Origin of the sequence: Quyinboa mangrovi, assembly GCF_042219825.1 — a bacterium.
In the GTDB taxonomy this organism is placed as follows: domain Bacteria; phylum Bacteroidota; class Bacteroidia; order Bacteroidales; family UBA5342; genus JBHJHP01.
On the sequence record NZ_JBHJHQ010000001.1, the window covers coordinates 321491 to 347693 of the forward strand.

Below are 26203 nucleotides of genomic sequence, written 5' to 3' on the forward strand. Positions count from 1 at the left end.
TGTCCACCCCTGCTTTTTACTTTTTATTTGAAAAGCAGATGATCCGGTTTGTGAAAATTGATTATGTTTAATACCTTCAAATTCTGATCCGGAATCTGGATGGATCATCAAAAAGTATAGTTTAAAAATGATCCCGATTTATAAATTGATATTCAGGTATACTGTGTGGTTGGTTTTTCTTTTTGGCGTTGCGAATGTTGATGCTGAAAAACTAACGTTTAAGTATGTGACAAACGAAAACGGATTGTCGCATAACACGGTGTATGATATTTGCCAGGATGATCAGGGATACATGTGGTTTGCTACCGAGGAGGGGCTCAACCGGTATGACGGGAAAAATATAAAACAATATTTTTCAGATAAGAGTGAAAAGAGCCTGCCGGACAATTCTGTACCTTGTGTTGCTAATTTGAGCAAAAATAAACTTTACATTGGTACGGCAAGAGGGCTGGCACGATATAATAAAGAATCCGATGTTTTTATTCCTGTAAAATATAAGGAAAAAGCTGTTGGTAAAATTATTGCAATGGTTACGGGTCTCCCTGAAGAATTGTTGATTTGTACGGAGGATAATGGTGCTTTTATTTATAATGATTCATTAAACGTCTATACAAAACTGGATTTTTTAAAGGAGCGTATTTTTGGTATGTGTGTAGATCAGGAGAATACCTATTGGGCTTTTTCAAGATTTACCATCACACGTTTCAATAAAAACCTTCAAACACTTGCAGCTTACCACGTTTCCCCAAATCTGATCAATTCAGCCATTTCTTATATTAAATGTGATCGTTCCGGTAATATCCTGCTGGGAACTTTTGAAAACGGGCTTTTTATTTACAATGCAAAACTAAATCGTTTTGATAAGGTTGAAATCGGAGAACCCGGTGCTATGTATTTTATCCGTTCCATCGAGGAAGGAAATTCTGCTGACGAATACTGGATTGGTACGGAAAAAGGACTTTTTGTGATCAATATTAAAAATAAAAGCATTGATAATTATAGTCAGTTTTTTGATCCGTCATTAAAAACCATTGATGATAATGCCGTATATAAAGTCTACAAAAACAGACAGAACGTTTATTTTATAGGCACCTATTTTGGTGGTGTAAATATTGCAAACAGGCAGGACATCGGTTTTCATGCAGTTTTGCCAAGGGACAGTAAGGGAAGTCTTAGAGGTAAAGCTTTGGGAAAGATTATTCAGGTTGATGATAATGAATTACTGATTGCCACTGAAGATGCCGGGCTTGCAATTTATAATATAACCCGGAATTCTTTTACACATCTTACCAGCAAAAAGGAAGATCCTGGTACGCTGTCGACAAATAACATTCATGCATTATCATTGGATAAAGGGAATATTTGCTGGGTTGGCCATTTTAACGGAGGGCTTTCAAAGCTTGACATTAGCACAGGAAAAGTAACCAGATATATTCATCATGCTGAAGATCCGGGCTCACTGTCCAATAATTTTGTGTTTGCATTATACCCATTTTCTCCGGATTCACTTTTTGTAGGAACCATGAACGGCATTGATATACTCCACAAAAAGGAAAACAGGTTTTCACGGTTCAGGATAAATGAACTGAATGACTGTTTTATCTACAGTATTTTTAATGATCCGGAAGGCAAAATTTGGATATTAACCTATAATAATGGCATTTTTATATTAAAGCCTGATAATAAAGGATTGATGGTTCACTACCAGATGGGTGATGGTTCAGGTCTGCCGGATAATTCTGTGATCAGCTATTTGGTAGATAGTAACAACAGAATATGGATAGGAACCAGAGGAGGAGGGTTGTGCCGTTTTAATGAAGAAAAGCAATCTTTCATTTCTTATTCTGACAGTGGTTTACTGAATAACGATGTTATCTATGGAATTCTGGAAGACAACACTAATGATTTCTGGATCAGCACGAATAAAGGGATTACCAAAATTGACTGGAGAAGCAATAAATCTACACACTTTAACCATCAGCATGGCCTTGCAGGAAATCAGTTTAATTATAAATCTTATTTCAAGGATTCCAGGGGCAGGATGTATTTTGGAAGCATTTCGGGGTTAACGTGGTTTGATCCGGATAAAATAAAAATTCCTGACATTTTACCGGAAGTGCATTTTACAGATTTTAAAATTTTTAATGATGTTATTACGCCTGAAACCAGTGAAGTGCTGAATAAAGACATTGATTTTACCCAGGATATAGATCTGAAATACAATCAGAATTCAGTTACATTTGATTTTACAAGTATCAATTACGAAGAGGCCGATGTCAGCTTTCAATATTATCTTGAGAATTTTGACAGCCGCTGGTCTCCGTTATCACATGCTACGCAGGCTAATTATACTAACCTTTCACCCGGCGAATATATTTTCAGAATACGTTCAGCTTACGAGATCAGTAAACAACCCGGGCCCGAACGTTCCGTGTTGCTGGTTATTGCTCCTCCCATTTGGGCAACATGGTATGCCTACATATTTTATTTGCTTTTAATAGCCTCGGTTGTTATGTATTTTTATAAAAATTACACCCGCAGGCAAAAGGAAAAAGTAGCCCTTTCCATTGAGAAAATTGAAAAGCAAAATCTGCAGCTTTTGCACCAGCACAAAATGAATTTTTTTACATATATATCGCATGAATTCAAAACACCCCTGAGTATAATTATTGCTTCTGCAGAGATATTGATGAAACGTGATAATGCCGATCTTACGGAACGGGAAGAGACGCATCTCACTATTAAAAGATCTGCAACCCGTTTGATGACTTTGATCAATCAGTTGATGGATTTCCGGAAAATTGAAACAGACCATACCAACCTGGAATCGCAAAAAGGGAATCTTGTAGATTTCTTTCACCAGATTATTAACGTTTACCAACCGTTGATTAAAAAGAAATCAATCGACCTGAAATTGCAGGTGAATTCCAAGGTGAATGAAGTGTATTTTGATTTTGATAAACTTGAAAAGATATTTACCAACCTTTTTACCAACGCCATTAAATATACGCCGGCTTCGGGAGATATTGAATTTAATCTGAATGCTGATAAGAATGAATTTGAGTTTTCTGTTAAAGACAGCGGATCAGGCATGACGAAGAGTCAGACTGATAAAATTTTTGAAGTATTTTACAGCGATCAGGTAGCAAATACCATTGTGGAAAGCAGTGGTGTTGGATTGGCTCTAACTGCTGAACTAGTAAAGTTTTTGAAGGGCGAAATTCATGTAGACAGTGAACCTGATAAAGGATGTAAGTTTACGGTTAAACTGCCGTTGTCCAAATCAGAAACCGAAACGAAGGTGTACAAACGCAAAGTGAATACTGATCAGTTAATGGACCTTATTCCCATCGATGGCGATAATAAGATATATACAGAATTCAGAGATGATAAAAAATACACGGTTGTAATAGCTGAGGATAATCTTGACCTGCTCCGTTTTCTGACATCTACTTTTAAAGTGTATTATAATATAAAATCGTTCAGTAACGGACTTACTGCGTGGGAATATGTAGGTGAAAAGGTTCCGGATCTTTTGATAACGGATCTTATGATGCCTGGAATGGATGGTATTGAACTTTGTGAGCGTATTCGTGCAGATGAAAGGTATTGTCACATACCTGTTGTAATGCTCACTGCTAAAAATAAACTGGAAGACAAGCTTGAGGGTCTGGAAGCAGGAGCTGACATGTATATTGAAAAGCCATTTTCGATGAAGGAACTGGAAACGGTTATTAAAAATATGTTCAGATCCAGGGAACTGATGAAACAAAAATTGACTGAAATGGCAAAGATAGAAGGTCTTAATATGCCCAAGGTTAACGCAGATCAGGCTTTTATAGAGAAGCTTTTTGGTATCATTCATGAGAATATGGAGAATCCGGATCTCGACATTCAGTTTATTGTTGAGAAGCTTAATATTAGTAGAACCGGAATGCATAACCGGATCAAAACCATCATGAATATGTCTACCACAGAGTTCATAAACATGGTGAAGATTAATAAAGCCAAGGAATTGATAAGGGGAACGGATTTGATTTTTTCTGAGGTAGCGTATAAAGTTGGCTATAATGATGTGTCGTATTTCTCCAGGATCTTTAAGAAACTTACCGGTGTCACGCCGGGAGAATATAAAAAAGAAGGTGAAACCACAGAAAATAAATACTAAAAGATATAACGCGTAAAAAAGGCCGATCCCAAATCAGGACCGGCCTTTTATAATTTATGATGAATTTTTACTTGAGAAATTCTTTAACCTGGTTGTAAACATTGGCACCGGTGAAACCGAGTTTCTCATCCAATACCTTATAAGGTGCAGAAAAGCCGAATGAATTCAAGCCCCAAACTTTGCCATTGGCACCGGCTAAACCTTCAAGGTTAACAGGCAGACCTGCTGTCAGACCAAATACTTTGGCGCCTGTAGGAATAACAGATTCCTGGTATTCTTTCGACTGATTGCGGAATAAACCTTCTGATGGTACAGAAACAATACGTGTTTTAATGCCATCCTTGTGTAACAGTTCAGCTCCTTCAACCAATGTTGCAACCTCAGAACCACTGGCAATAAGAACCACATCAGGTGTTCCTTCAGAATCTGTAACAATGTAAGCTCCTTTATCAGTTTGCAATGCTTCTTCGTAACGACTTGATTTTGCCGGAAGGTTTGTGATGTTCTGGCGTGACAGGATCAAAGCAGTTGGGGTTGAGCGGTTTTCAATAGCCATCTTCCACGAAACAGTTGTTTCATCAGCATCAGCCGGACGAAGTACGGTAATACTGTTATGTCCGTTATGATTCTGAAGTTTTTCCATCAAACGAATCTGGGCTTCCTGTTCAACCGGTTCATGTGTAGGCCCATCTTCACCAACACGGAACGCATCGTGCGTCCAGATGTAAACTACCGGAAGTTCCATAAGTGCTGCCATACGAACGGCAGGCTTCATGTAATCCGAGAATACGAAGAAGGTAGCACAAGCTGGAATAACACCTCCGTGGAGGGCTATACCGTTCATTACAGCTGCCATGGTAAGCTCACTTACACCAGCCTGAAGAAATTTTCCTGAGAAATCGCCTTTAACAAATGCTTTGGTATTTTTAAGAAATCCGTCCGTTTTATCAGAATTTGATAAGTCGGCGGAAGCAACAATCATGTTTTCAACTTCTTTTGCCAATATTCCAAGAACTGCTCCTGAAGCTGCACGGGTTGCAACGTTTGCTTTTTGCTCAATCGCAGCCCAGTCTACGTTTGGAAGTTCACCTTTAATAAAAGATTCCAGTTTAGCAGCTGCTTCAGCATTCGTTTTTGCCCATTCTGCTTTTGCAGCTTTTTTAGCGGCAACGATTTCACGTAATTCTGCCTGACGTTTTTCGTACAATGCTTTTACATCGTCAAATATTACAAATGGATCTTCAGGATTTCCACCAAGGTTTGCAATGGATTTTGCAAACGATGCACCGGCTTCACCCAATGGCATACCATGCGTTGAACACTGGTTTTCGTAACTTGAACCATCTTCTGTTAAGGCACCTTTGCCCATAACTGTTTTACCAATTATAATAGTCGGTTTGTCAGTCACGGTTTTAGCTTCTTTTAATGCTTTTCGGATGGCATCAGTGTCATTACCAGCAATCTCTACCACGTTCCAGCCCCATGCTGCATATTTCTGTCCGACAACCTCGCTGGTAACAGCATTGGTTTCGGTAGACAGCTGAATATCATTTGAATCATAAAACATGATCAGGTTTCCTAATCCAAGGTGACCTGCCAAACGACCTGCACCCTGCGAAATTTCTTCCTGAACACCACCGTCAGAAATGTAAGCATAAATGGTGTGGTTGATCCAGTCTCCGAAGCGGGCAGCCAAAAATTTTGAAGCAATGGCGGCACCAACTGCATATGTGTGACCCTGTCCTAACGGACCCGATGTGTTTTCAACACCACGTTCAACGTCAACTTCAGGATGCCCCGGAGTTACGCTTCCCCATTGACGGAAATTCTTCAGGTCTTCCATCGAATAGTTTCCACAAAGGCTTAATGCAGAATATAACATTGGTGACATGTGCCCCGGATCAAGAAAGAAACGGTCGCGGTTGAACCATGACAGGTTATCCGGATCGTATTCCAGAAACTCGGAATATAATACATTAACAAAATCTGCTCCACCCATGGCACCACCCGGATGACCTGATTTCGCTTTTTCAACCATAGAAGCGGATAATATACGGATATTATCTGCTGCTTTTTTCATTAAATCATTACTGTTTACTGACATTCTATTTTTGGATTATAATTATTCTTTTAATGTTGTGCGGTCTTTTGTGTAAAAAATACACTTAAAAATTTAACGAATGCAATATTAATCATTTTCAGTCAAATATAAAAAACGCTCCGTTCATTTTAATTTGGTTTTGATCGCCGACATCAAAAATATTAAATTTTTAGCAGAGGTTTAAATATTCTGATACATTATCACCATAAACTTAACGAATTCATTATTTTTGGGATCGAAACAAAATTTGTGAAACGCGACTTTGAGTTTTTACTCAGTTTAAGTTACGTGATATGGGAATTGAACAAAACTACAACATGCTTAAGGCAGATGTAAAGGATTTGCCGGAAATAATGACTTTGGTTAGGGATGCGAAAGAATTCATGCATTCTATAGGGAACTTTCAATGGGACGATGAATATCCATTGGTGGATACATTTGAAAAGGATATTAACAGCGGATCGTTATATAAAATGGTGATTGATTCACAGATAGCAGGTTTTATTTGCCTGAATCTGGATCAACCGCCGGAATATTTTTCTCCTGACTGGAAAACACCACCTAAGAGTTTGGTAATACACCGTATGGTGATTAACCGTAATTTTGCCGGATCGGGACTTGGTCAAAAAATGATGCAGTATGCTGAAGAATTAACGTCTGAGTATGGCGTGAGATCCCTGCGGTCGGATACCAACTGTAAAAATAAACCCATGCTCCACATTTTTGAGAAGATGGAGTATCGCTACACCGGAAATATAGTGCTGAGAAAAAAGAAAGACCTGTTTTGTTGTTTTGAAAAGTGGCTTTGATCACCAGGCGCCTAATATCATTCCCATTACAGCGAAGAAAATGATAAAATATCCTGAATCAATAAAAAAAAGTTTTAATGAGTGTCTGGCGAACAGATAGTTAATACCTAATGCCGTTGTAATAAAACCGATACTGACAATCAATCCGGTTATAAGCCCTTCTGCTAATGTTGATTGCCGTCCAATCAACAACTCCAGTATAATGGCGCCTATAAATGTAAGCACAAAGGCAGGTCCGAATACCAGTGCCATGTTGGTATTTTTCAAATCATCGTTTGAAAGATTAATTTCTTTTTGCCATGCATTGCCAACCAATAGAGGAGAATACCAAACTGCTCCAATAGCAAATGCTATAATGGTTGAAACTATGACTGATAACCAATTGATTTCTGAGAATGAATTCAGGATTTCCATAACTATTTTTTCGTAAAACATTAAATTCTGTTAAAAAGTTTAGTGCTGGTCTGAATAATTTTTAACCCGGGTAATCCTTCAGAATAATTAAGGCTTTACAGCAAACATTTTGCGTGTTAAAAGGTTAATAGATGGAAATGAAAATGTTAAGTTATTCGTTATGATAAGGAAAAACTATTTATTCCTGTTTTTTGCAGTAGTTATTTTTTCAGCCTGCCGACATGGCAAAAACAGTAATGAGCTGCAAAATGCGTTCGCTGCCAATGGAAGTGTGGATGTGTGTTTACAAAGAATGTCTGACATTTCTAAACCGGTTTATGATGTAGCGGTTTTGGTAGATACAGCAATGGCTCCTTCAAAAGTTTATCTCGACAGCTTATATATGAACGGTTATGCCTACCATGAAATTAGTTCGGTGGATCTTGCTAACGCAAAAGTTGACAACCAGACAATTACAATTGATAGCCAGGTATATCATTTGTTATATGCCAACGCCGTTTCAGATTTTACTACGTATAAGAGAATCGTTAAGGATGGCGGCGTAATATCTTACAATGTGCCGGACAGTCCGATTGAAAATTTACCATTGAATGATTTCAGAACCATAAAATTCGGAGGTGGAGGTATTGTTAGTGGCGAACAACCCAATAAGGTTCTGGATATGATGAAAGTTGAACCACAGTTTAAATACCCGGCCGACCTGAATCTGGAATGGAACCAGTATCATTATAAGGGGATTGATTTTTTCGTGGTCACTAATCACTCTGATGGCGACGTTGAATTTAAAGGTACCTTTGGAACACTTGCCGGAGCCCCGGAAATGTGGGATCCTGTAACAAAACAGCAATATGCGGTGGATGATTACTGGCAGGTGAAAGGTGCAGTTACCTTCGATATAAAAGAGAAACCCGGACAGACGCTTATTTATGTGTTTGGAACCAACGCAGATCGTGATAAAATGAAAGAATATAAATTGTAATACATCCTTAGGAAAACTCATACTATGTCAAAACTTTTTTCACCTTTAAAAATTAAAGATATAACATTCAGAAACAGAGTTGCTGTTTCACCCATGTGTCAGTATTCCTCGGAGGACGGTTTTGCCAACGACTGGCATCTGGTTCATCTTGGAAGCAGGGCTATTGGTGGTGCGGGCCTGATAATACAGGAAGCAACAGCCGTTTCACCTGAGGGGAGAATTACACCAGCTGATATGGGGCTGTACAAGGATGAACATATTGAAATGTTGCAACGCATCACTTCATTTATTCATCAGCATGGCGCCGTTGCCGGAATACAACTGGCACATGCCGGACGAAAAGCTGGATGTGCCAGACCCTGGGACGGTGGAAAACAACTTGCTCATGATAACGGCAGATGGCAAACCGTAGCGCCTTCACCTATTCCGTTTTTTAATCAGGATGCAGCACCTGAAATGTTGGATGAAGAAGGTATTTCGAAAGTTATAAACGATTTTAAAAAAGCAACCGAAAGAGCTGTAAAAGCTGGATATAAGGTTCTGGAAATTCATGCAGCGCATGGGTATCTGATTCATGAGTTTTTATCGCCGCTATCGAATTATAGAGTGGATAAATATGGAGGAAGCTTTGAAAACAGAATCCGCTTGCTACTCGAAATAGTAGCTGCAGTATCATCTGTTTGGCCTGGGAACCTGCCGTTATTTGTACGTATTTCGGCGACTGATTGGGTAGAAGATGGTTGGAATATTAATGAATCGGTAAAACTGGCTGCGGTATTAAAAAGTAAAGGCGTGGACCTGATTGACTGTTCCTCTGCCGGTATAGTTCCGCATGCAAAAGTGCCGGTTGAACCTGGTTACCAGGTTCAGTTTGCAGATCGTATAAAGAACGAGACCGGAATTATGACGGGTGCTGTGGGATTAATTACTGAAGCTGCTCAGGCAGAAAAGATTTTGGATCTGAACAAGGCAGATCTTATTCTTATGGCACGGGAGTCGCTAAGGAATCCTTACTTTCCCTTAATCGCTGCTTCTGAGATGGGTGAAGATATTGAATGGCCGGTTCAGTATCAAAGAGCTAAAGTATAAGCCCGTCATTCAATTTTTATGATGGCCATTGCTTTGCTGTTGGTCAGGAAATGCTCGTGAAGAAGATTTTCTAACATGACTGGAGCCGTAATCTTTACACTGTAACCTTCTCCAAAATGACTGGAATCTAAAAAGTTGATTTCCACGTCTTCCGAAAAATTAGGAACAGTCTTTCCAAACCTGTTTTCAAGATTTTGAATAATAAAATCTTTCTGATTATCAAACCGTTCACTGAAGACTACAAAGTATGAAACGGATTCTGATTGCCGGGTTTCCATAATTTCAATTTTAAGGATTTTGCAGACTAAATTTAGGCATTATTCAGAGTAAAATCAATATAAAAACAGATTTGTAAAGTGCCTTTTCATTATTATAGAGGTTAGTAGATAAGCTTTTCCAAAGTTTTAAACTTTGGAAAAGTTAATATCCTGATTTATAGTCGTAATTTTTTAACTCTTGATTCGCATTACTTCTATATTTGTATCATAGAATTAAAGCGATGGAATTTCATGTAATTGATACGGGAAACTTTATGGTAGACGGAGGGACCATGTTTGGCACGGTACCCAAAGTGCAATGGAGTAGTCTTTATCCCTGTAACAAAGATAATTACTGTAATTTATCCATGCGTTCCCTGCTTGTTGATACCGGAAACAGGGTATTCCTTGTAGATAATGGCATGGGCAATAAGCAAAGCGAATCGTTTTATGCAGATTATCACCTGAACGGGAGCGGTGAACTGATCCGGTCACTGAATAGCGCAGGTTACAAACCGGAAGATATTACCGATATGGTACTGACTCATTTGCATTTTGACCATTGTGGCGGGAGTGTTTTCTATAATGCGGACAGAACTAAACCGGAACTTACGTTTCCCAATGCGGTACACTGGGTTGGAAAAGCACAGTGGGATAACTTTCTGAATCCAAACAGACTGGAACAGGACGCTTTTTTTAAGGAAGATATGATGCCAGTTTTTGAGGCAGACAAGCTTAAATTCATTGATGAAAACAAAGAGTTTGCTCCCGGTTTCTTTGTCAGAATATTTAACGGACATACGCCGGGACAAATACTGCCTTTTATTACCTTTAAAGGTAAAACATTGGTTTATACTGCTGATTTAATTCCCATGGCGGCATCGGTTCAACCGGATTGGATCTCGGCTTACGATACCTTCCCGTTGATCTCAATTCATGAGAAAGAAACGTTTTTAAAGGAAGCAGCAGAAAACGGTTATATCCTTTTTTTGGAACACGATTTGTATAACGAATGCTGTTTGGTTGAACAAACAGAGGATGGTTTTAAGGTAGGTAAAACAGGTTTGTTAAAAGAATTTACGGAATAAAATAAAGGCGCTAAATTTTCGTATCTTAACCACCCAATTTATTAAAAGAGCTCCATAATTCATGAAACAATTTGTAATATTTATATTTCTGTTTTTATCCGTTATAGTTTCGGGGCAGACTAAAACATGCTGGCCCAATTTCAGGGGTGATGCAGCGCTGACTGGTGTCACACAATCAACATTTCCGGATAAGATTGAGATTCTCTGGACATTTTCAACGGAAGATCAGTTTAAGAGCAGTCCTGTTGTATGTAAGAAAACCATCGTGGTTGCCGCAATGGATGGAACATTGTATGCCATCAGCATGATAGGAGAAAAACTCTGGTCATTTAAGTCAGAAAGCGGTTTTGAAGCACCGGCAACTATTCATGGTGCTTATGTATTTGTTGGTGACCTGAACGGAACGATTTTTTGTCTTAGTCTGAAGACCGGAGAAGAACTATGGCAATTTAAAACGGATGGTCAGATTATGGGATCGCCGGTTGTTTATTCCTGGCAAAATAAGGATGTTCTGATGTTTGGCAGTTATGACTACTTTTTATATGCACTTGATCCGGATTCCGGAAAACTGTTGTGGAAATACGAGTCGGATAACTATATTAACGGGGCACCTGCCTGTTTAAACGGAGAGGTGGTATTTGGCGGTTGTGATGGTTTTTTGCACGTTATCAGTGTATTAGACGGGAAGTTGAATGAGAAAGTAGAGGTGGCTACCTATGTGGCCGGTTCATCCGCACTTGAAAATAAAATGGCTTATACCGGCGACTATGACGGACGCTTCTCTGCCATTGATCTGGAACACAAAACTATTAAATGGAGATGGGAAGATGTCAATAAAAATCTTGCTTTCATTGCTTCTCCGGCTCTGTCTGATGGCAAAGTTGTGGCTGGTTGTAGAGACAAGTTTCTTTACTGTTTTGATAAATCAGACGGTTCAGTCATCTGGAAATACAACACCGGTAGCAGGGTGGATGCTTCACCTGTAATAAGTGGTTCAAAAGTACTTGCCGCAAATATGCGGGGCGATTTACTGATTCTGGATCTTAACACCGGGAAAAAGTTACTGAGTTATGAGCTTGGATCTGCCATCAGTGCCACGCCAGCCGTGGTAGACGGAAAAATTATAATTGCTGCAGAGGATGGAAATCTGTATTGCCTTGGGGAACAATGAAAATAATTATCTTTGCTTTCCACACTAAAAAACACATGCGATGAATATCATACAAATCATACCTGGTTCAGGAGGTTCGTTTTACTGCGGAAACTGTTTGCGCGACAGTAAGTTCGTGGAGGCATTACGCGAACAGGGGCACAACGTGGTTAAAATTCCGATGTACCTTCCTTTATTTTCCGATGAACACGATTTGGGCGATACACCGGTGTTTTACGGTGCGATAAGTATTTACCTGAAGCAATTGATGCCAATCTTCAGAAAAGCGCCCAAATGGTTCGATAACCTGTTGAATTCAGGTCCGATGCTGAAATTTGCAGCAAAAATGTCCGGATCGACCGATGCAACCGGTTTGGAAGATATGACCATTTCGATGTTAATGGGCGAAGAAGGCAAGCAGAAGGAGGAACTGGAACGAATGACAGACTGGATGGCCGAAAATTGTAAGCCGGATGTGATACATATATCAAACGCGTTGTTGCTAGGACTCGCACACCAGATAAAAAAGAAACTGAATGTTCCCATTGTATGCTCATTGCAGGATGAAGATGTGTGGGTAGATGTGATGGAGCCTGATGTCAGGGAAGGCGTATGGAAACTAATGGCCGACAAAGGACAGGAGGTTGATGCATACATTTCGGTAAGCAGTTATTTTGCAGAACGGATGAAACCGGTACTGAATATTCCGGATCATAAACTGCATACCATACATTTGGGCGTAAACCCGGACGATTATCGTTTTTTTGAGCGGGGAACCGGTGACAGACATATCGGCTATGTATCCAGAATGTGTCATGAAAATGGCATGGATATTCTGGTAGATGCCTTTATTCGTCTGAAAAAAGATGCAAATTATGCAGATGTAAAGCTGATCCTGACCGGAGGTTCAACCGGGGCAGATACCAAATTCATTAAGCAGAACCTGGGCAAACTTAGAAAGGCCGGACTAGCAGACCATTTTGAAGTTTTGGAGGAGTTTGAAGGAGAGGCAAGACATAGCTTTTTCGAAAGGGTATCTATGATTTCTGTACCGGTAAGAAACGGTGAGGCTTTTGGGTTGTATATGATCGAATCCATGGCATCGGGAATTCCTATGGTGCAGCCTGCTTTGGGTGCTTTCCCCGAAATTATCAATAAAACCAAAGGAGGTGTGGTGTACCAAAACAATACGCCGGAAGAGCTGGAAAAAGCTCTTAAAACCTTACTCGATGATCCTGGTCATCATGCTAAAAGAAGTATCAGTGCCCGAAAAGGTGTGGAAAAACATTTTAAAATTGATAAGCACGCCGGTGAAATGATCACTGTTTACGATAAAATAAGAAAGAAGAATTAATAACTAACAATGAAGTATTAACCTTAACGATCAACTTTTTTTAGGGATCTAAACAGTTTAAAGTTTCATTTTAAATTGTTCATTATTCATTGTCAGTTATTCATTTATTTGAACCTTTCAACACACAATCAACAACCCATTTCTCTTTGCCGGAAAATAATTAATTTAGCACTGCGTTATTAAGTAAACCATAAAAGAAGCAAATTATATGAATTTTCTCGTGTTAATGCTTGCACAGGCTCAGGGTGACATGCCGGTACTGACCGAAAGTGCTGAAGAGACAGCCCAGACCGGTATAAGTTTTTTTGATCTGGCATTAAAAGGCGGATGGATCATGATCCCAATCGCGCTTTTATTCATTTTTGCCTTATACATCTTTTTCGAACGGTTTCTGGTAATTAAACAAAAATCAAAGGTTGATCCGGGATTTATGAACCGCATCAAGGATTATATTTCGGACAATAAGATTGATTCAGCTATTAATCTTTGTGAACAGACAAAAACACCGGTTGCAAGAATGATAGAAAAAGGGATTACCCGGTTAGGACGTCCCCTGGAAGACGTGAATGCTGCCATTGAAAATGTAGGAAACCTTGAGATTGCGAAAATGGAAAAGGGTCTTGCATTCCTGGCAACTATCTCAGGTGGAGCGCCGATGATCGGTTTCCTTGGAACAGTTATCGGGATGATCAGGGCATTTTACGATATGGCCAATGCAGGCAATAACATTGATGTGGGATTGCTTTCAAATGGTATTTATACTGCTATGGTAACTACCGTTGCTGGTCTTATTGTAGGGATCATTGCCTATTTTGCGTATAACTTTCTGGTGGCCCGTGTGGATAAGGTGGTTCATAAGATGGAATCATCAACCATGGAGTTTCTCGATTTGTTAAACGAACCGGCGTAATTATCGTTTTATGGCTTATAAGCGGAGAACCAAAGTAAATGCATCATTTAGTATGTCGTCAATGACTGACATTGTATTCCTGTTGCTTATATTTTTTATGGTTACTTCTACTTTGGTACATCCGAATGCATTAAAACTGTTAATGCCGCGAAAAGCCGAGCATAAAACAGAGCAGATCAGCAATTATATTACGGTAAGAGTAAGCAATGCAGGTTCGTATTTTGTAAATGGTAAACGGGTGGATGAGGCTGGACTGCTTCAGGAAATCAGTACGGTAATTAAAGATCCGTCAAAAACTTACATTAACGTGACAACCGATAAAGGTGTGACCACAAAACAGGCTGTTACGGTTTTGAACCTTGCAAAGGATAATAATTATCAGGTGGCATTAAATATTAAATAGATGGCGTTCAGAAGAAGAAATAAGGTAGATTCGGGGTTCAGCATGTCTTCCATGACTGATATCGTGTTTCTTTTGCTTATCTTTTTCATGATAACTTCCACTCTGGTAACACCAGTAGCCATCAGAAAACTGAAGTTGCCGTTTGGTGCGCATCAAACATCGGCAAAACCGAATACCACGGTTTCCATAACTTCGGATATGAAATATTACATTGAAGGAGAGCAGGTGAATTTTAATGAAATAGAGCCACGTTTACAGGAAAAATTATCACTGGATCCGGATATTTATATTGCATTACATACAGATGAAAGCGTGCCGTTTTCAGAGGTGGGAAAAATACTGAATATAGCTCGACGCAATAAGTATAAACTGATCCTGGCAACAAGGGGAAAATAGAAAGACTTGGAACACAGAAAGGAAAATACCAAAGCAACAATTTATACCATCATATCGGTTGTGGTGATGTTATTATTGCTGATTTTTTTCGGATTCAAAGCCATTATGCCGGATTCCGAAGAGGGTATATTGGTGGATTTTGGTAATTCCGTCGTGGGAACAGGTCTTCAGGAACCGGCCCCATCAGTTGAAAAGCCTGCTTCAAAACCAAAATCTCCTACTGTTTCAGAACCTGTAAAGGCTCAGCCACAGACATCGGAAGATGTGAAAGAAGATGTAGAGACTCAGGATTTTGATGAAGCGCCGGTTATTGAAAGCGGAAAACGCAAACAGGAGACTGAGGAAGAAATAGCCCGTAAAGCGGAAGAACTTAGAAAACAAAAAGAAGCAGAAGAAGCGGAACGCATCCGAAAAGCGGCAGAAGAGGCGGAACGCAAACGTCTGGAAGAGATTGAACGGAAGAAAAAGGAAGAAGCGGAACGGCTTGAGCGCGAGCGCCTGGAACGCGAACGTAAAGCAGCAGAAATACGTCAGCGGACACAGAATGCATTTGGGGGTGGAGCCGGTAATGCCAATACTTCAGGCGAAGGTCAAACCGGAGATGCGGGTAATCAGGGATCACCAAACGGGGCTGCGAATACCGGTACTTATTCGGGTACAGGACTTGGCACAGAAGGTGTTGGATTTGAGTTGACAGGAAGAAGTAATGTTGGTTCACTACCCTTACCGGTTTATAATATTCAGGAAGATGGAATTGTTGTTGTTCAGATTGAGGTTGATCGTTCCGGACGTGTAATAAGTGCTACACCAATTTTATTAGGATCAACCACTCAAAATGCAGAACTATGGCGGGTAGCTAAAGAAGCAGCGTTAAAAGCAAGATTTAATGACGATCCTACTGCTCCGATTAAGCAAATAGGTAAAATAAAGTATACTTTCAGTTTAGATTAACAGACTGCATTTTATCCAACCTGATTAGTAGGTAATTTCCATATTTGTTAAATTCTTCATTTAAAATGACTTGGCGACTTAGCATTTAAGTTGTAAATTTAGGTTCTGTTTGACTTTCATACAAGGCTGATTGCATTATCAGAACAGTATGAAATTAACCTACTGAGTTGTACAAATAAAAACTTCCGGTAACTTAAAACCGGAAGTTTTTATTATATGTCTGATTAAACGAGATCCGGAATGATTGTTAAATCTTTAACAGGAAAATACAGGCTTGCATGTGCTTTTTTTATTCTGATCTCTTTCCTTCAACTTTCTGCGCAACAATTTGATCCTGTTACTTTTTTAAATACCAGAGTTGCTGAGTCTTCCGGACTGAACTTTGTACACGGGAGGTTAATTTCTCATAACGATTCTGATGGTAAACCGGAACTGTTTGAGCTGGACAGTATTTCGGGTGAAGTTTTACGTACTGTTTTTCTGAAAAATGCGTCCAATGTAGACTGGGAAGCAGTAGGTTCCGATGATCATTACATGTATATCGGCGATTTTGGAAATAACTACGGAGCGCGTACTGATTTGCGAATATATCGTTTATCGTTGGATGATTATATGAAGGGTGATACGGATACGTTAATGGTTGATACAATTCGGTTCAGTTACTCGGATCAGACTGATTTTTCACCAAAGCCTTATGCTTCGAATTATGATGCAGAGACCCTTTTAGCCTTTTCTGATTCGCTATGGATCTTTACCAAAAACTGGAAAGATGCAAAATGCAATATCTATAAAGTTGCAAAAACTCCGGGAGATCAGACGGCATACCTTCGCGACAGCATCAATCCCTATGGTTTAATTACAGATGCAACATATAACAGTAAAGGTCAAAAAATCCTGCTGTGCGGGTATACGGATGAATATCCTTTGATGGTTGAAATTGATGAATTTACACAAACGCCCTTAAGTTTAAAACCCGTTTCCAGAACCCAGCTGGTGGTATTTGATGGTTATTCAGCAAAAATTGAAGGTATTGCAGCAACCGGAACAAATAATTATCTGGTGACCTCAGAGGAAAGCCCAACCGGTAAAGCATCATTATTCAGATTAAGTTTGTCAGATATAAATACGCAAACCAGACTGGATTATCAAAATAAAAATGTGTTGTATGATCCTGTTTTAAAGGAGTTGATTATTCAGGATATTGAGAATTTTGAGATATCGGTATATGAACCTACAGGAAAATTATGTGTGCGAAGAAGTTGCTCGCCTGTGGATATATCCTCGTTAAAAAAGGGAATCTATATTGTCAGCTTACAACTGCTAAACAAGACACCGATAACCATGAAAATTTTCGTGGTATCTTGAGATAAGTAAAAATATACATATTCAGTAATTTATGTTATAACTTTACATATTAGTAGAAGCAATACATCGTTTAATTTCAATCAAATCGCCATGAAAACCCCGCTGTTGCTTTTTGTCTTTTTATTAAGCATGTTCGGATGTAAGAATGCTTCCAAAAAGTCAGAGACAAAACATGATCCCAAAACTATAACCGGTCTTGATATGCAGGTTCTGCGCATGTCAATGCAGGGGCCTGTAAGTTTGAATTTTAATATAGATGGAACGGTGGATGTCGATTTTGGTAACGATAGTACAGTTGAGGTGACAAGTCTGTATTCGGTTCAGGGAGATACGATAATATTTACTGATAAGGAAGGCCTTTCCTGTCCGGGTCCGGGAATTTACAAGATGTATAAGAATGATTATTACGTGTCTTTTGATCTGATTGACGATACCTGTGGAGGCAGGGTAAAGGCAACTATGGGATTTTGGGTATATCCTGATTTTACAGAAGAGCTGCAGCATTTGAATGAACAACTTGCAGAGGAAGCCCCTGAACCTGACTTATATCTGGACAGAGCCAGAATTTATATGGCAACGGCAAATTCTCAAATGGCCAGAAACGATTTTTCAACCTACCTTGATATTGATTCAGCAAATGCAAGGGTTTATATCAACAGGGCCGGAACGTGGTTTCCTGATAGACTGAATGAGGCAATTGTGGATTGTAATAAAGCCATAAAACTTGAGCCGGATAATAAAAATGCTTATTTTCTTCGTGGTCTGGCAAAATATACTACAGGAAAGGAAGAGGAGGGATGTGCAGATTTTAAAAAGGCGATAGAACAAGGATTCACTGTACTTAAAGTTGCCGAAAAAGAGAGGTGTAAGGGTTATTGGTAAAAGCTGTATTGATTTCTTTCGAAAAAGTACGTAAATTGAGTACTCCAAAAATTTCCGAAAATGATAAAGTTATTTTATCTTTTCACCTGATTAAGTACGCTGGAAACTAATACAGTTAAGTAATACGTAGAAGTAAATGTTAGCTGAACCAGAAAAATATTATTATGTCAATTCATTATGATCAACAAAATTATCCTTCAGGAACGGTCCTGATAAGAGATTTTGAGGGAAATATAGAAGTGCAGGACATCATAGAATCATGGAAGTTTCTACTGACTAATAATATGCTTGATGAAAACGTACTCGGTGTTATTAATAACATTTGTGCCTGCAATCTTAAAATGGATATCAACAGTTTTCAATATCTGATAGCATATCTGAAGACAGAGGCTGCTTTTAAACGCATCAGGTTGGCAGTGATTTGTGAAGATCCGAAAAAAATTATCTTTCCTTCTATGGGTGAGTTTATAGAGAATTTGCAAATTAAGCCTTTCACTACCTATGATGCAGCCATTGACTGGATTTTGAAACAATAAGTCTTATTTTATTCATACCGCTTAACGGGACAAAGTTACTGAATCAACTGAAACTTAAAGCTTACACCAAAATTGGATGTGGCTGTTGAGAATGATGTTGATACCAAAGGATTGATAGCCTGTCTGTCGTAGAACAAGCGGATGGTTACACTTCTGCTTAATGTATAGTCCGCAGTTAATTTTATATTCAGTGCATTTTGTCCCGTAGACGGCTGGTTATAGTTTTCTTCAATCTTACGAATGATGGTTTTCATATCCCGCAGCGTGAAATCTGCCCTGAGGTTAAGATCATTGCTTACATTTTTTGAACGGCCACCACTATTAATGACCAGATCAAAATTATCCCAACGGTACCCTAAGCCTACAGAGAAATCGTTTGAGACGGTTTCAACAACCTGGTTGTTGCTGATGTTAAGCATGATATTCCTCATTTTGCTCATTTCCAAAGAACCGGTAAGGCTGTTTTTGAACGCCATATCAACATTTAACAACGGATTAAGTGCTTCTGTAATATTTACAGTTGGTATTTCAAGTTGCCCCGAGGAAAGATTGGTGTTGAATCCTGCAATATTATATGTGGCTGTGTAACTGTGGTTCAATGTTACGTTCCTGAAATACTTCTGCAGCAACGGAATTTTTGATAAACCATCGTACCTGATGTTCCAGTTTGGTAACTGGCTGAAAATATCCGGCATGCCGTTAGAATAAAGTTTTATGTTGTGTGCATCAATTCCTGAATAACCAGCAAGGAAAGCAGGAATAAGCACTTCCTGTGAATTGAGGTCATTATTTCCTGTCCTTTGTGCTATAATGGATCTGTTGTGTTTTACAAATTCAGTATATGGTGCATAAGAATAACTTTCATCTTCATGAACTTTTTCGAATGCTGTACGAAGGGATATCCAAGACATGGAGAAATTACCGGTCATGGTTTTATTAGCTTCAGGAATAAACTGGTTGCCGTTTTCTGTATCGTAATAATAATTGGCTCCTATAACCTGGTTTTGTGCCCAAGTTGTATTTAAAGTAATCCTGAGTCCATTAATCGGTTCGATGGACGCCTGTCCTCTGAACTGTTCCATTTGCTGGCTGATATAAGGATCGGTCATCAGTGCATTGTTAATCAGCCATCCGTTTTGGTTCGCCTGATCAATTATGTCAAGGCTCTGACTTCCAAAAGCAAAGGCATAACCCGGTGCAGGCAGACCACCAATATTATCCTGACCAATGATGTTGGGTTCACCGTCAAATCCCGGAATGATCAGACTGTTATTCCTGGTATAATTGGCAGACACATTTTTTACACCCATAAGTACGCGGGCAGTCCGTTGCAATACCTCAATAACCGGGTTACTCTTTTCCTGAACTCTGGCGGTGATGACAACTCTTGCACCATCAACGGTTTGGTTGGCGGTAAAGTCAATGGTGTTTTCATCCACTATATTTCGTTTACCCATCACCTGTTTATTATCAGCATCGTAAATCCTGACATTCGGCGTTTTACTTCCCAACTTATGATTGATCACAACTTTCTGGCCCTCGGGAAAATCAAACTTATTCTCATACCTTACAGTAACCATTTTTTTTGCACCGCTTGACCGGTTTGAACCCGCTCTGCCATACTTTTTATTGGCATCATCCAGAAACTTCCATTTTGAATAGAGCCCTGTAAAACTTAATGTGGTATTGATGTTGATATTTCGTGAGTTTTCTACGGTATGACCCAAAAACAGATTGGAGTATTTTGGGTTTAAAGAATTTGCACCGCGTTGCCAGTCATAAGTGGCATTATACGTACCGTCAGCTGAAATCCAATCCAGTAAAGGAATTTTAGAAAAGGGAACAGTATAGCTTGCGCTAAATACCTGATGGTACATGACGGAGCGACCCCATTCACGTATGCTTTGCATCACTGAATCCTGCCATGCCGCATAATAGGCCCGCTGTGTCCTTTTATTTAAAGAAACAGTCACAGAATCATTGTTCAGGTAATCAGGTTCGCCAATAAGCGCGTTTGACTGCGATGTAAGGCTTAACTGCAGGGAGTTGGCAAGTTTATATTTAATATCGAATTGCCTGTTCCAGTACCAGTCCTTACCTACAGAAAGGGGTAACTCAACACCGGTATTGCTGATGTCCCTGTAGAGCATTTCGTTATAGTCCCTGTTCATATCCGTTCTGAAACTGAACGTTGTTGGCAGATAGTAAAAATTAAAATCACGAATCAATGCCAGTATATCCGATTCGAGAAACTTCACTTTTTTGAACGGCTCAACCGGCTTTGCAGATGTGGCATAGCTGTACTGCAATCCTCCACGGAAGTTTTTGGAAAGATCCCGCTGAATAGTGGGGGATGTACGCTCCGTTTCGTTATATGCAAAGTTCATCGTCACATTGTTCGGATCAAAGAACTGTTTCTTTTCGCCCCCATATCCAATGCGTACATTCGGCAGACTTATACTTTTTCTGGTGGTTACATCCAAAGACATACTCTTGATAGAATCTTTTTCGGTTTGAGTTACGGCGCTGTTTATGGCATCCTGAAGTTTTACGTCCTCATCAAGCGGGTTATATTTAGGACTGACAACATCTTTTGAATAGGAATAATTTACAGGCAAACTGATCTGGGCTTTTTGCGGGAAGAATTTACCCAATTGTAAGCTGGTAGAGACATCGTAACTACTCAGGTCATCAATCTGACGCTCCATAAGATTCTGTTCAAGTCCGCCAAAACCAGCAGTACTAATACTTCCGGACATGTTTACTGTACCCAGATCCGCCAGTTTCAAAGACATACTTCCAATGCCTGCCCATCCGCCTTGTTCATCAAATTCTGATAAACGCAGTTCATTTACCCAAACCTCACCAGAGCGGTATTCCGTTGTCTGACGGCGTTTATTACGTACCCCAATCATAATGGTTCTGACATCGCTAAGTGAAGGGTTACCTTTAATGTAAACCCAGTGTGTAGGATCATCTGGTACCGGTTCGCCTTTACGCTGCGATATTTTTACATCGCTACCTGATGCCCTGGATTCACGGTTACGTTTTAACTTGAAACTTGTGAGCAGATCGAATGGAATATCAAACTTGTTTTCATCCGGCCATACCATTTCACGATGTGCCGTATTATCATTGTTATAAACCCTCGGAGGCGTTAGCTTTAAAGGAATTTCGTATTCGTAATAGTTGTTCTTGAAATCGGATCCCAACCGGATAAAGATGGAGAGGTCATCATCTTCAAGATTGGTGTTAACACCGGGAGCATTGACCAGTTCTTCTGCATGTACCCACATTTGCAGGCGTTTATACTGACGCATATCCATCTGTAAGGTTTTATATACCGCTCTTGCATCCTGAGGTGCCAGATTCAGAACCTTTAAGGTCATAGACTGCTCATTCAGTTGTCTTAGTTGTGGCTGACCCGGATCAATAACCCGGTCTACACCAGGAGGAAGTACATAGTTGACCGGAGTCCTGTCACTGTTTTCTTCAATATTTACCGAACCGATATCAATGACACCACCATCTTTGTAGTTGTTTTCTCCTATTTCATCCAAAGGAACAGTATACTTGCGCCATTCTCCGCGAACCAGTTCCAACGTTGCAAAACGAAGGATCACCGGTTCTTCGAAATCTTCCAGAAACATTCTCATAAAACGAATGGATTTAAAACCGGAAATTGATCCTACGACATTGTCATAGTCAGACACAGGAATTCTGAACTGGTACCACTTTACAGAATCTTCATTTCCGTTAGCCAGTTTTACATGTTCCGTTTTGACATCCGTAATATACTTTTGCCCGCCAATTTTCATTTGATCAGGATAAAGATCTACAACATACCGGTAGTAGTTATCATTCTCGCTTAATGTGTTATCCTGGTTAATATCTTCGGCATCCGGCAGGTTCGATCCGGTGGTTGAATAGGCTTCATTGGATTGCGCATCAGTAGGTGAGTTGCCCTGCATATTATTATACAGTTTGTAGCGATTCAGAATACTTGTTTTAGCAGCATCATAATCTGATCCCCTGTAATAATGATAGTCATCCTGGGCCGGATCATTGAATAAACTGTCAACATATGTACTGGAACCCCGGGTAAGTATTTGAGTAAGCGAATCAAGATATCCACTAAAAAATGTACTTTCATCCGTATCATCCAAACCATCCAGTCCAACGTCCTGGTAAATCCTGCTGTTTTCGGTGTTGGCAAATGCCTGGGTCAGGGACTGCTTAACCGGAACACGTCCCCAACTTGTTGTGTCAACCAGCCCGTTTATATCACTGGTTGCCGGCAGACCATATTCAAATGATTTCCGGCCATCCTTTAATACATCTTCTGAAATTTCACCCAGGTTAAAAACAAGTTTACCTCCCGTTTTATTTTTATTTGGCGAGTCGCCCTCAATAAACGGGTCCATCACCCAGAATTCTATATATTCAATGTTGGCCTGTTCAAAATCAGTGGTCTCCATTCTGCGCATTACACCGCCCCAGTTTTGATCAGGGTTATTCATTTTTCCGGTTTGAGGATTCAGGTCAAGACTAAAGTTGTATGGTCCTTTTTCAGTTGGATAATATGCGACGTTCAGAATTGGAATCAATGTGGATTCTCCGTATGCGTTATCTTTGTTAGGGAAAAGGTTATTCTCACTTACCGCGCGGGAATAATTATTGGAACGCATTTCAGGATCATTTTTAATATGGCTGGGCATCAGGTTACTGTTGTCATACTGGAAAAGCCTGTCAATGGTATACCATGCAATACGTGCCCGGTGTTTCCCATAATCAAGATTTGTGATCGGGTTTGTGGCATTTACTATTTCGGTTGGCGTAGAGGACAGTTTCCATGAGAAATAATGTTTGATATCGATGCCTATTTTAGTCGCTTCAAAATCATCCAGATATACGGAGCCACCACCACCAATAACTTTGGCATGACCCGGAATTAATTGTGCAAATTCACCGTTCACTGCAATAGATGATGGCGCTTTGGTTTGAATGAGCGGCAGTTTATCAATAAGTTTAGTCAGGAATGGCATTTCAGCTTTGTATGCACCATTCAGTCCCCAAATTGTATTAGAAATAGGATCTTCTCCAATAGACACTTTCTGGGTTAGAGGCCTTTCATAAAGGTGCATGATGGTACCACCCAGAGTAAAATCATCATTGAACCGGTAATCGAGGTGCGTACCGATCATGGTCTTCTTTTGTAGACTGAAAGTCGCTGAGTTTTCCATGGAAACCTGGATCGGTGTTCCTGAATCAAGAATGGCCTGATTTAATATTTTTAAATATCCCGATGCATAGTCCACCGTATAATCCACATTTTCTGTCAGTGTTCGTCCACCAGCAGTAACAACCACTGAGCCTCGTGGAATGTTAAAGGCATTCAGCTTGATTTCAGAACCCGAAGCTGCTTTATAGGAACCTTCCAGAATGAATTTATTTTTTTCAGCATTTTGAGTGGCAACAGTGATCGTCTGTGTATAAAGTGAATCGTAGGCATACTTATCTGCCAGCGTCGGACTCATAAATGTACTGAGGTATTTTGAGCTGAATGGCTTGGTAACCGGGAAGATAATCTTACCTCTGTCAGGAATAATCGTCAGACCCGGAACCCAGTCGAAAAAACCATCAGAGCCCTGTTCGTTTTGAGAATTTAAACGGTCGAGTTTCATCAGGTTCAGCAGACGTTCATCTCTTAATCCTGGTTCCGGAAGGTAATTAATATTTGTTCCCAGGCTGTCTGAACGGTACATTACCTCAAATCTGAAATCTTCACGATCAACCTGACGTGCATCAAGGGAGTAGATGTTTTTCATCATCAGGTCCCATGTTTTCAGTTTCGGACTCAGGTTTGTTCCTTTTAATAATTTTACCGCCAGCGCCTGAGGTGAACGAATACTGTCGGTTGAAAATTCACCAACCTGGTACACCTGACCTCTGTACTGGTATTCAAAGGCAACAGCAAGTACCTCATCAGAATTAAGTGCTGTATTTAATGAAATGTACCCCAGATTCTTATTAAGTGTATATTCATTGGAAGATAAAAGTCTGGCATTTTCAATTTTTTCATAATCTACTCCTCCTTGCATTACTCCGCTAAATTCACTGGAAATTTCACTTATATTACGGAATCCGTTATAGGTTGAGTTCAGCTGGCTGTAAAGGGTGTTAAATTTATTGGCAGGTGCAATATATGCCGGATTTACCCCTTCAGTACTAGGTGTCCATCTATCATTATAGATATCTGCTGCTTGAGGTTCAGCAAGGTCCATAAAGGCTACAATGTTTCTTGAATCGTTATAGTCGCCACGTTTATTGGTCACCCAAACTTCAATACGATTAATGACGAGACCAGACATGATAACAGGAATATTTTTCATCCAGTTATCGTAGTTCTTTTCGAAAAAGTGTGTCAGAAAAAAGTTTCGGTTGGCATCATATTCATCCGCCCTGATATCAAAATCGCTGGACGTGGCTCCGCCTTTTAATGTCATGGTTTCTGTTTCCGATTCCTGCTGTGAAAAAACAGTAGCCACACTTAATTTACCGAATTGCAGTTCTGTTTTTACACCAAAGAGGCTCTGACTACCTCGTATCAGTGAGCCACCAAGGGGAAGACTAACGTTTCCGGCCTCTACCTTTTTAACAATGTCATCTTCTTTCCCTTCATAATTAAGGTTTATGGTGTTGTCAAAATCGAAAGTAGCTTCGGTGTTATAGTCCATGTTCATTTTTATACGGTCACCCACAGAACCGGCTACACTTAGTACAATTTTTTCGTCAAAGTCAAAAATGGTTGTTTTTCTGAGGTCTTCAGAAAGCGCAGGATTATCTATATTATTGGTTTTAACCCCAAACTGAAGTTCAGCATATCCCTGAGGTTTCAGTTTTATACCTCCTTCTCCGAATATGGCACTGGCTTTCCCCAGGTTAATGTTGATGTCTAGCGGACCACCTTGTTTCCTTCCTGCTTCCTCCAGTTGTTTATTGCGCCAGAAGTCATTCAGAGAGCGGTTCATGTCGTATTTTTTATACTCTTCGTACGACATGAGGGTAGGAGAGCCAACTTCCACATCACCCACCATATTCCGAATTATGTAATTTCCCGTTTCCGGGTCGTATTCTGTAACCTGTTTGAAGTTTTTAGGATTTTTCAAATCTATGCCTGAAGCATCATCCTGTGTGTAAGGATCAGACTGTATACTTTTAACCGGATAAAGCAATGTAGTATCGCTGGTTTGACCATGCGACGATAACAACAAAAAAGTACCGAACAAAACGGGTAGTACTAATTTAAGCCTGAACAGATTCCAATGCACTTTTTTTATCAACCTCATTA

Annotated in this window: 18 protein-coding genes; 14 read left to right on the forward strand and 4 right to left on the reverse strand. The window is 39.8% G+C overall.

Features of this window, described 5'->3' with window-relative positions:
- The first annotated feature begins 127 nt into the window (after window positions 1-127).
- The gene (locus ACE1ET_RS01330) at window positions 128-4168 is read left to right on the forward strand and encodes a hybrid sensor histidine kinase/response regulator transcription factor (protein WP_375726554.1); all 4041 of its coding nucleotides are present in this window, start codon (window positions 128-130) and stop codon (window positions 4166-4168) included.
- 67 nt (window positions 4169-4235) lie between these two features.
- On the opposite strand, the gene ACE1ET_RS01335 is transcribed toward ACE1ET_RS01330, so the two are convergent.
- The gene (locus ACE1ET_RS01335; RefSeq protein ID WP_375726555.1) at window positions 4236-6248 is read right to left on the reverse strand and encodes a transketolase family protein; all 2013 of its coding nucleotides are present in this window, start codon (window positions 6246-6248) and stop codon (window positions 4236-4238) included.
- A gap of 314 nt (window positions 6249-6562) precedes the next feature.
- Between ACE1ET_RS01335 and ACE1ET_RS01340 the strand changes: the two genes are divergently transcribed.
- Window positions 6563-7078, forward strand: coding sequence for a GNAT family N-acetyltransferase (locus ACE1ET_RS01340; RefSeq protein ID WP_375726556.1), 516 nt, complete (start codon window positions 6563-6565; stop codon window positions 7076-7078).
- Here ACE1ET_RS01340 and ACE1ET_RS01345 read toward each other — a convergent pair whose 3' ends face one another.
- Window positions 7079-7492: a DUF1761 domain-containing protein gene (locus ACE1ET_RS01345; RefSeq protein WP_375726557.1), complete on the reverse strand. Its 414-nt coding sequence runs from the start codon at window positions 7490-7492 to the stop codon at window positions 7079-7081.
- 160 nt (window positions 7493-7652) lie between these two features.
- Between ACE1ET_RS01345 and ACE1ET_RS01350 the strand changes: the two genes are divergently transcribed.
- Both ACE1ET_RS01350 and namA read left to right on the forward strand, forming a co-directional pair.
- On the forward strand, window positions 7653-8471 hold the full coding sequence (locus ACE1ET_RS01350; protein WP_375726558.1) for a hypothetical protein: 819 nt from the start codon (window positions 7653-7655) through the stop codon (window positions 8469-8471).
- Window positions 8472-8495: 24 nt separating this feature from the next.
- Complete coding sequence (gene namA, locus ACE1ET_RS01355; RefSeq protein WP_375726559.1) at window positions 8496-9560, forward strand: NADPH dehydrogenase NamA; 1065 nt, start codon at window positions 8496-8498, stop codon at window positions 9558-9560.
- 5 nt (window positions 9561-9565) lie between these two features.
- Here namA and ACE1ET_RS01360 read toward each other — a convergent pair whose 3' ends face one another.
- The gene (locus ACE1ET_RS01360) at window positions 9566-9838 is read right to left on the reverse strand and encodes a hypothetical protein (protein WP_375726560.1); all 273 of its coding nucleotides are present in this window, start codon (window positions 9836-9838) and stop codon (window positions 9566-9568) included.
- A gap of 221 nt (window positions 9839-10059) precedes the next feature.
- Here ACE1ET_RS01360 and ACE1ET_RS01365 point away from each other — a divergent pair, with 221 nt between their 5' ends.
- The 10 genes from ACE1ET_RS01365 (at window position 10060) to ACE1ET_RS01410 (ending at window position 18852) form a co-directional block, all read left to right on the forward strand.
- Window positions 10060-10905 (forward strand): MBL fold metallo-hydrolase, encoded by an 846-nt coding sequence (locus ACE1ET_RS01365; RefSeq protein ID WP_375726561.1) that lies wholly within the window; start codon window positions 10060-10062, stop codon window positions 10903-10905.
- Window positions 10906-10966: 61 nt separating this feature from the next.
- Window positions 10967-12076 carry a beta-alanine-activating enzyme beta-propeller domain-containing protein gene (locus ACE1ET_RS01370; RefSeq protein WP_375726562.1) on the forward strand — a complete coding sequence of 370 codons (1110 nt, stop codon included), beginning with the start codon at window positions 10967-10969 and terminating at the stop codon, window positions 12074-12076.
- 40 nt (window positions 12077-12116) lie between these two features.
- A complete protein-coding gene (locus ACE1ET_RS01375) occupies window positions 12117-13409 on the forward strand; it encodes a glycosyltransferase family 4 protein (RefSeq protein ID WP_375726563.1) in 1293 nt (430 codons plus the stop codon).
- A 208-nt stretch (window positions 13410-13617) separates the two neighbouring features.
- Window positions 13618-14319, forward strand: coding sequence for a MotA/TolQ/ExbB proton channel family protein (locus ACE1ET_RS01380; RefSeq protein WP_375726564.1), 702 nt, complete (start codon window positions 13618-13620; stop codon window positions 14317-14319).
- 10 nt (window positions 14320-14329) lie between these two features.
- Entirely contained in the window at window positions 14330-14722 is a 393-nt protein-coding gene (locus ACE1ET_RS01385; protein WP_375726565.1) for an ExbD/TolR family protein, read from the forward strand.
- Window positions 14723-15118 carry an ExbD/TolR family protein gene (locus ACE1ET_RS01390; protein ID WP_375726566.1) on the forward strand — a complete coding sequence of 132 codons (396 nt, stop codon included), beginning with the start codon at window positions 14723-14725 and terminating at the stop codon, window positions 15116-15118.
- A 6-nt stretch (window positions 15119-15124) separates the two neighbouring features.
- Window positions 15125-16069, forward strand: coding sequence for a hypothetical protein (tolA, locus tag ACE1ET_RS01395; RefSeq protein ID WP_375726567.1), 945 nt, complete (start codon window positions 15125-15127; stop codon window positions 16067-16069).
- 240 nt (window positions 16070-16309) lie between these two features.
- Complete coding sequence (locus ACE1ET_RS01400; RefSeq protein ID WP_375726568.1) at window positions 16310-17434, forward strand: hypothetical protein; 1125 nt, start codon at window positions 16310-16312, stop codon at window positions 17432-17434.
- Window positions 17435-17524: 90 nt separating this feature from the next.
- On the forward strand, window positions 17525-18316 hold the full coding sequence (locus ACE1ET_RS01405) for a tetratricopeptide repeat protein (RefSeq protein ID WP_375726569.1): 792 nt from the start codon (window positions 17525-17527) through the stop codon (window positions 18314-18316).
- Between the two features lie 164 nt (window positions 18317-18480).
- Window positions 18481-18852, forward strand: coding sequence for a hypothetical protein (locus ACE1ET_RS01410; protein ID WP_375726570.1), 372 nt, complete (start codon window positions 18481-18483; stop codon window positions 18850-18852).
- Window positions 18853-18887: 35 nt separating this feature from the next.
- Here ACE1ET_RS01410 and sov read toward each other — a convergent pair whose 3' ends face one another.
- Window positions 18888-26201: a T9SS outer membrane translocon Sov/SprA gene (gene sov / locus ACE1ET_RS01415; protein WP_375726571.1), complete on the reverse strand. Its 7314-nt coding sequence runs from the start codon at window positions 26199-26201 to the stop codon at window positions 18888-18890.
- Window positions 26202-26203 lie beyond the last annotated feature (2 nt).

What these genes read in the sequence shown, in the direction of transcription:
- sov (WP_375726571.1), bottom strand. Translation starts at nt 26,201, where the DNA reads ATGAGGTTGATAAAAAAAGTGCATTGGAATCTGTTCAGGCTTAAATTA.
- ACE1ET_RS01350 (WP_375726558.1), top strand. Translation starts at nt 7,653, where the DNA reads ATGATAAGGAAAAACTATTTATTCCTGTTTTTTGCAGTAGTTATTTTT.
- ACE1ET_RS01410 (WP_375726570.1), top strand. Translation starts at nt 18,481, where the DNA reads ATGTCAATTCATTATGATCAACAAAATTATCCTTCAGGAACGGTCCTG.
- ACE1ET_RS01385 (WP_375726565.1), top strand. Translation starts at nt 14,330, where the DNA reads ATGGCTTATAAGCGGAGAACCAAAGTAAATGCATCATTTAGTATGTCG.
- ACE1ET_RS01335 (WP_375726555.1), bottom strand. Translation starts at nt 6,248, where the DNA reads ATGAAAAAAGCAGCAGATAATATCCGTATATTATCCGCTTCTATGGTT.
- ACE1ET_RS01365 (WP_375726561.1), top strand. Translation starts at nt 10,060, where the DNA reads ATGGAATTTCATGTAATTGATACGGGAAACTTTATGGTAGACGGAGGG.
- ACE1ET_RS01375 (WP_375726563.1), top strand. Translation starts at nt 12,117, where the DNA reads ATGAATATCATACAAATCATACCTGGTTCAGGAGGTTCGTTTTACTGC.
- ACE1ET_RS01345 (WP_375726557.1), bottom strand. Translation starts at nt 7,492, where the DNA reads ATGGAAATCCTGAATTCATTCTCAGAAATCAATTGGTTATCAGTCATA.
- ACE1ET_RS01360 (WP_375726560.1), bottom strand. Translation starts at nt 9,838, where the DNA reads ATGGAAACCCGGCAATCAGAATCCGTTTCATACTTTGTAGTCTTCAGT.
- ACE1ET_RS01400 (WP_375726568.1), top strand. Translation starts at nt 16,310, where the DNA reads ATGATTGTTAAATCTTTAACAGGAAAATACAGGCTTGCATGTGCTTTT.
- ACE1ET_RS01390 (WP_375726566.1), top strand. Translation starts at nt 14,723, where the DNA reads ATGGCGTTCAGAAGAAGAAATAAGGTAGATTCGGGGTTCAGCATGTCT.
- ACE1ET_RS01340 (WP_375726556.1), top strand. Translation starts at nt 6,563, where the DNA reads ATGGGAATTGAACAAAACTACAACATGCTTAAGGCAGATGTAAAGGAT.
- ACE1ET_RS01330 (WP_375726554.1), top strand. Translation starts at nt 128, where the DNA reads ATGATCCCGATTTATAAATTGATATTCAGGTATACTGTGTGGTTGGTT.
- ACE1ET_RS01405 (WP_375726569.1), top strand. Translation starts at nt 17,525, where the DNA reads ATGAAAACCCCGCTGTTGCTTTTTGTCTTTTTATTAAGCATGTTCGGA.
- namA (WP_375726559.1), top strand. Translation starts at nt 8,496, where the DNA reads ATGTCAAAACTTTTTTCACCTTTAAAAATTAAAGATATAACATTCAGA.
- ACE1ET_RS01380 (WP_375726564.1), top strand. Translation starts at nt 13,618, where the DNA reads ATGAATTTTCTCGTGTTAATGCTTGCACAGGCTCAGGGTGACATGCCG.
- ACE1ET_RS01370 (WP_375726562.1), top strand. Translation starts at nt 10,967, where the DNA reads ATGAAACAATTTGTAATATTTATATTTCTGTTTTTATCCGTTATAGTT.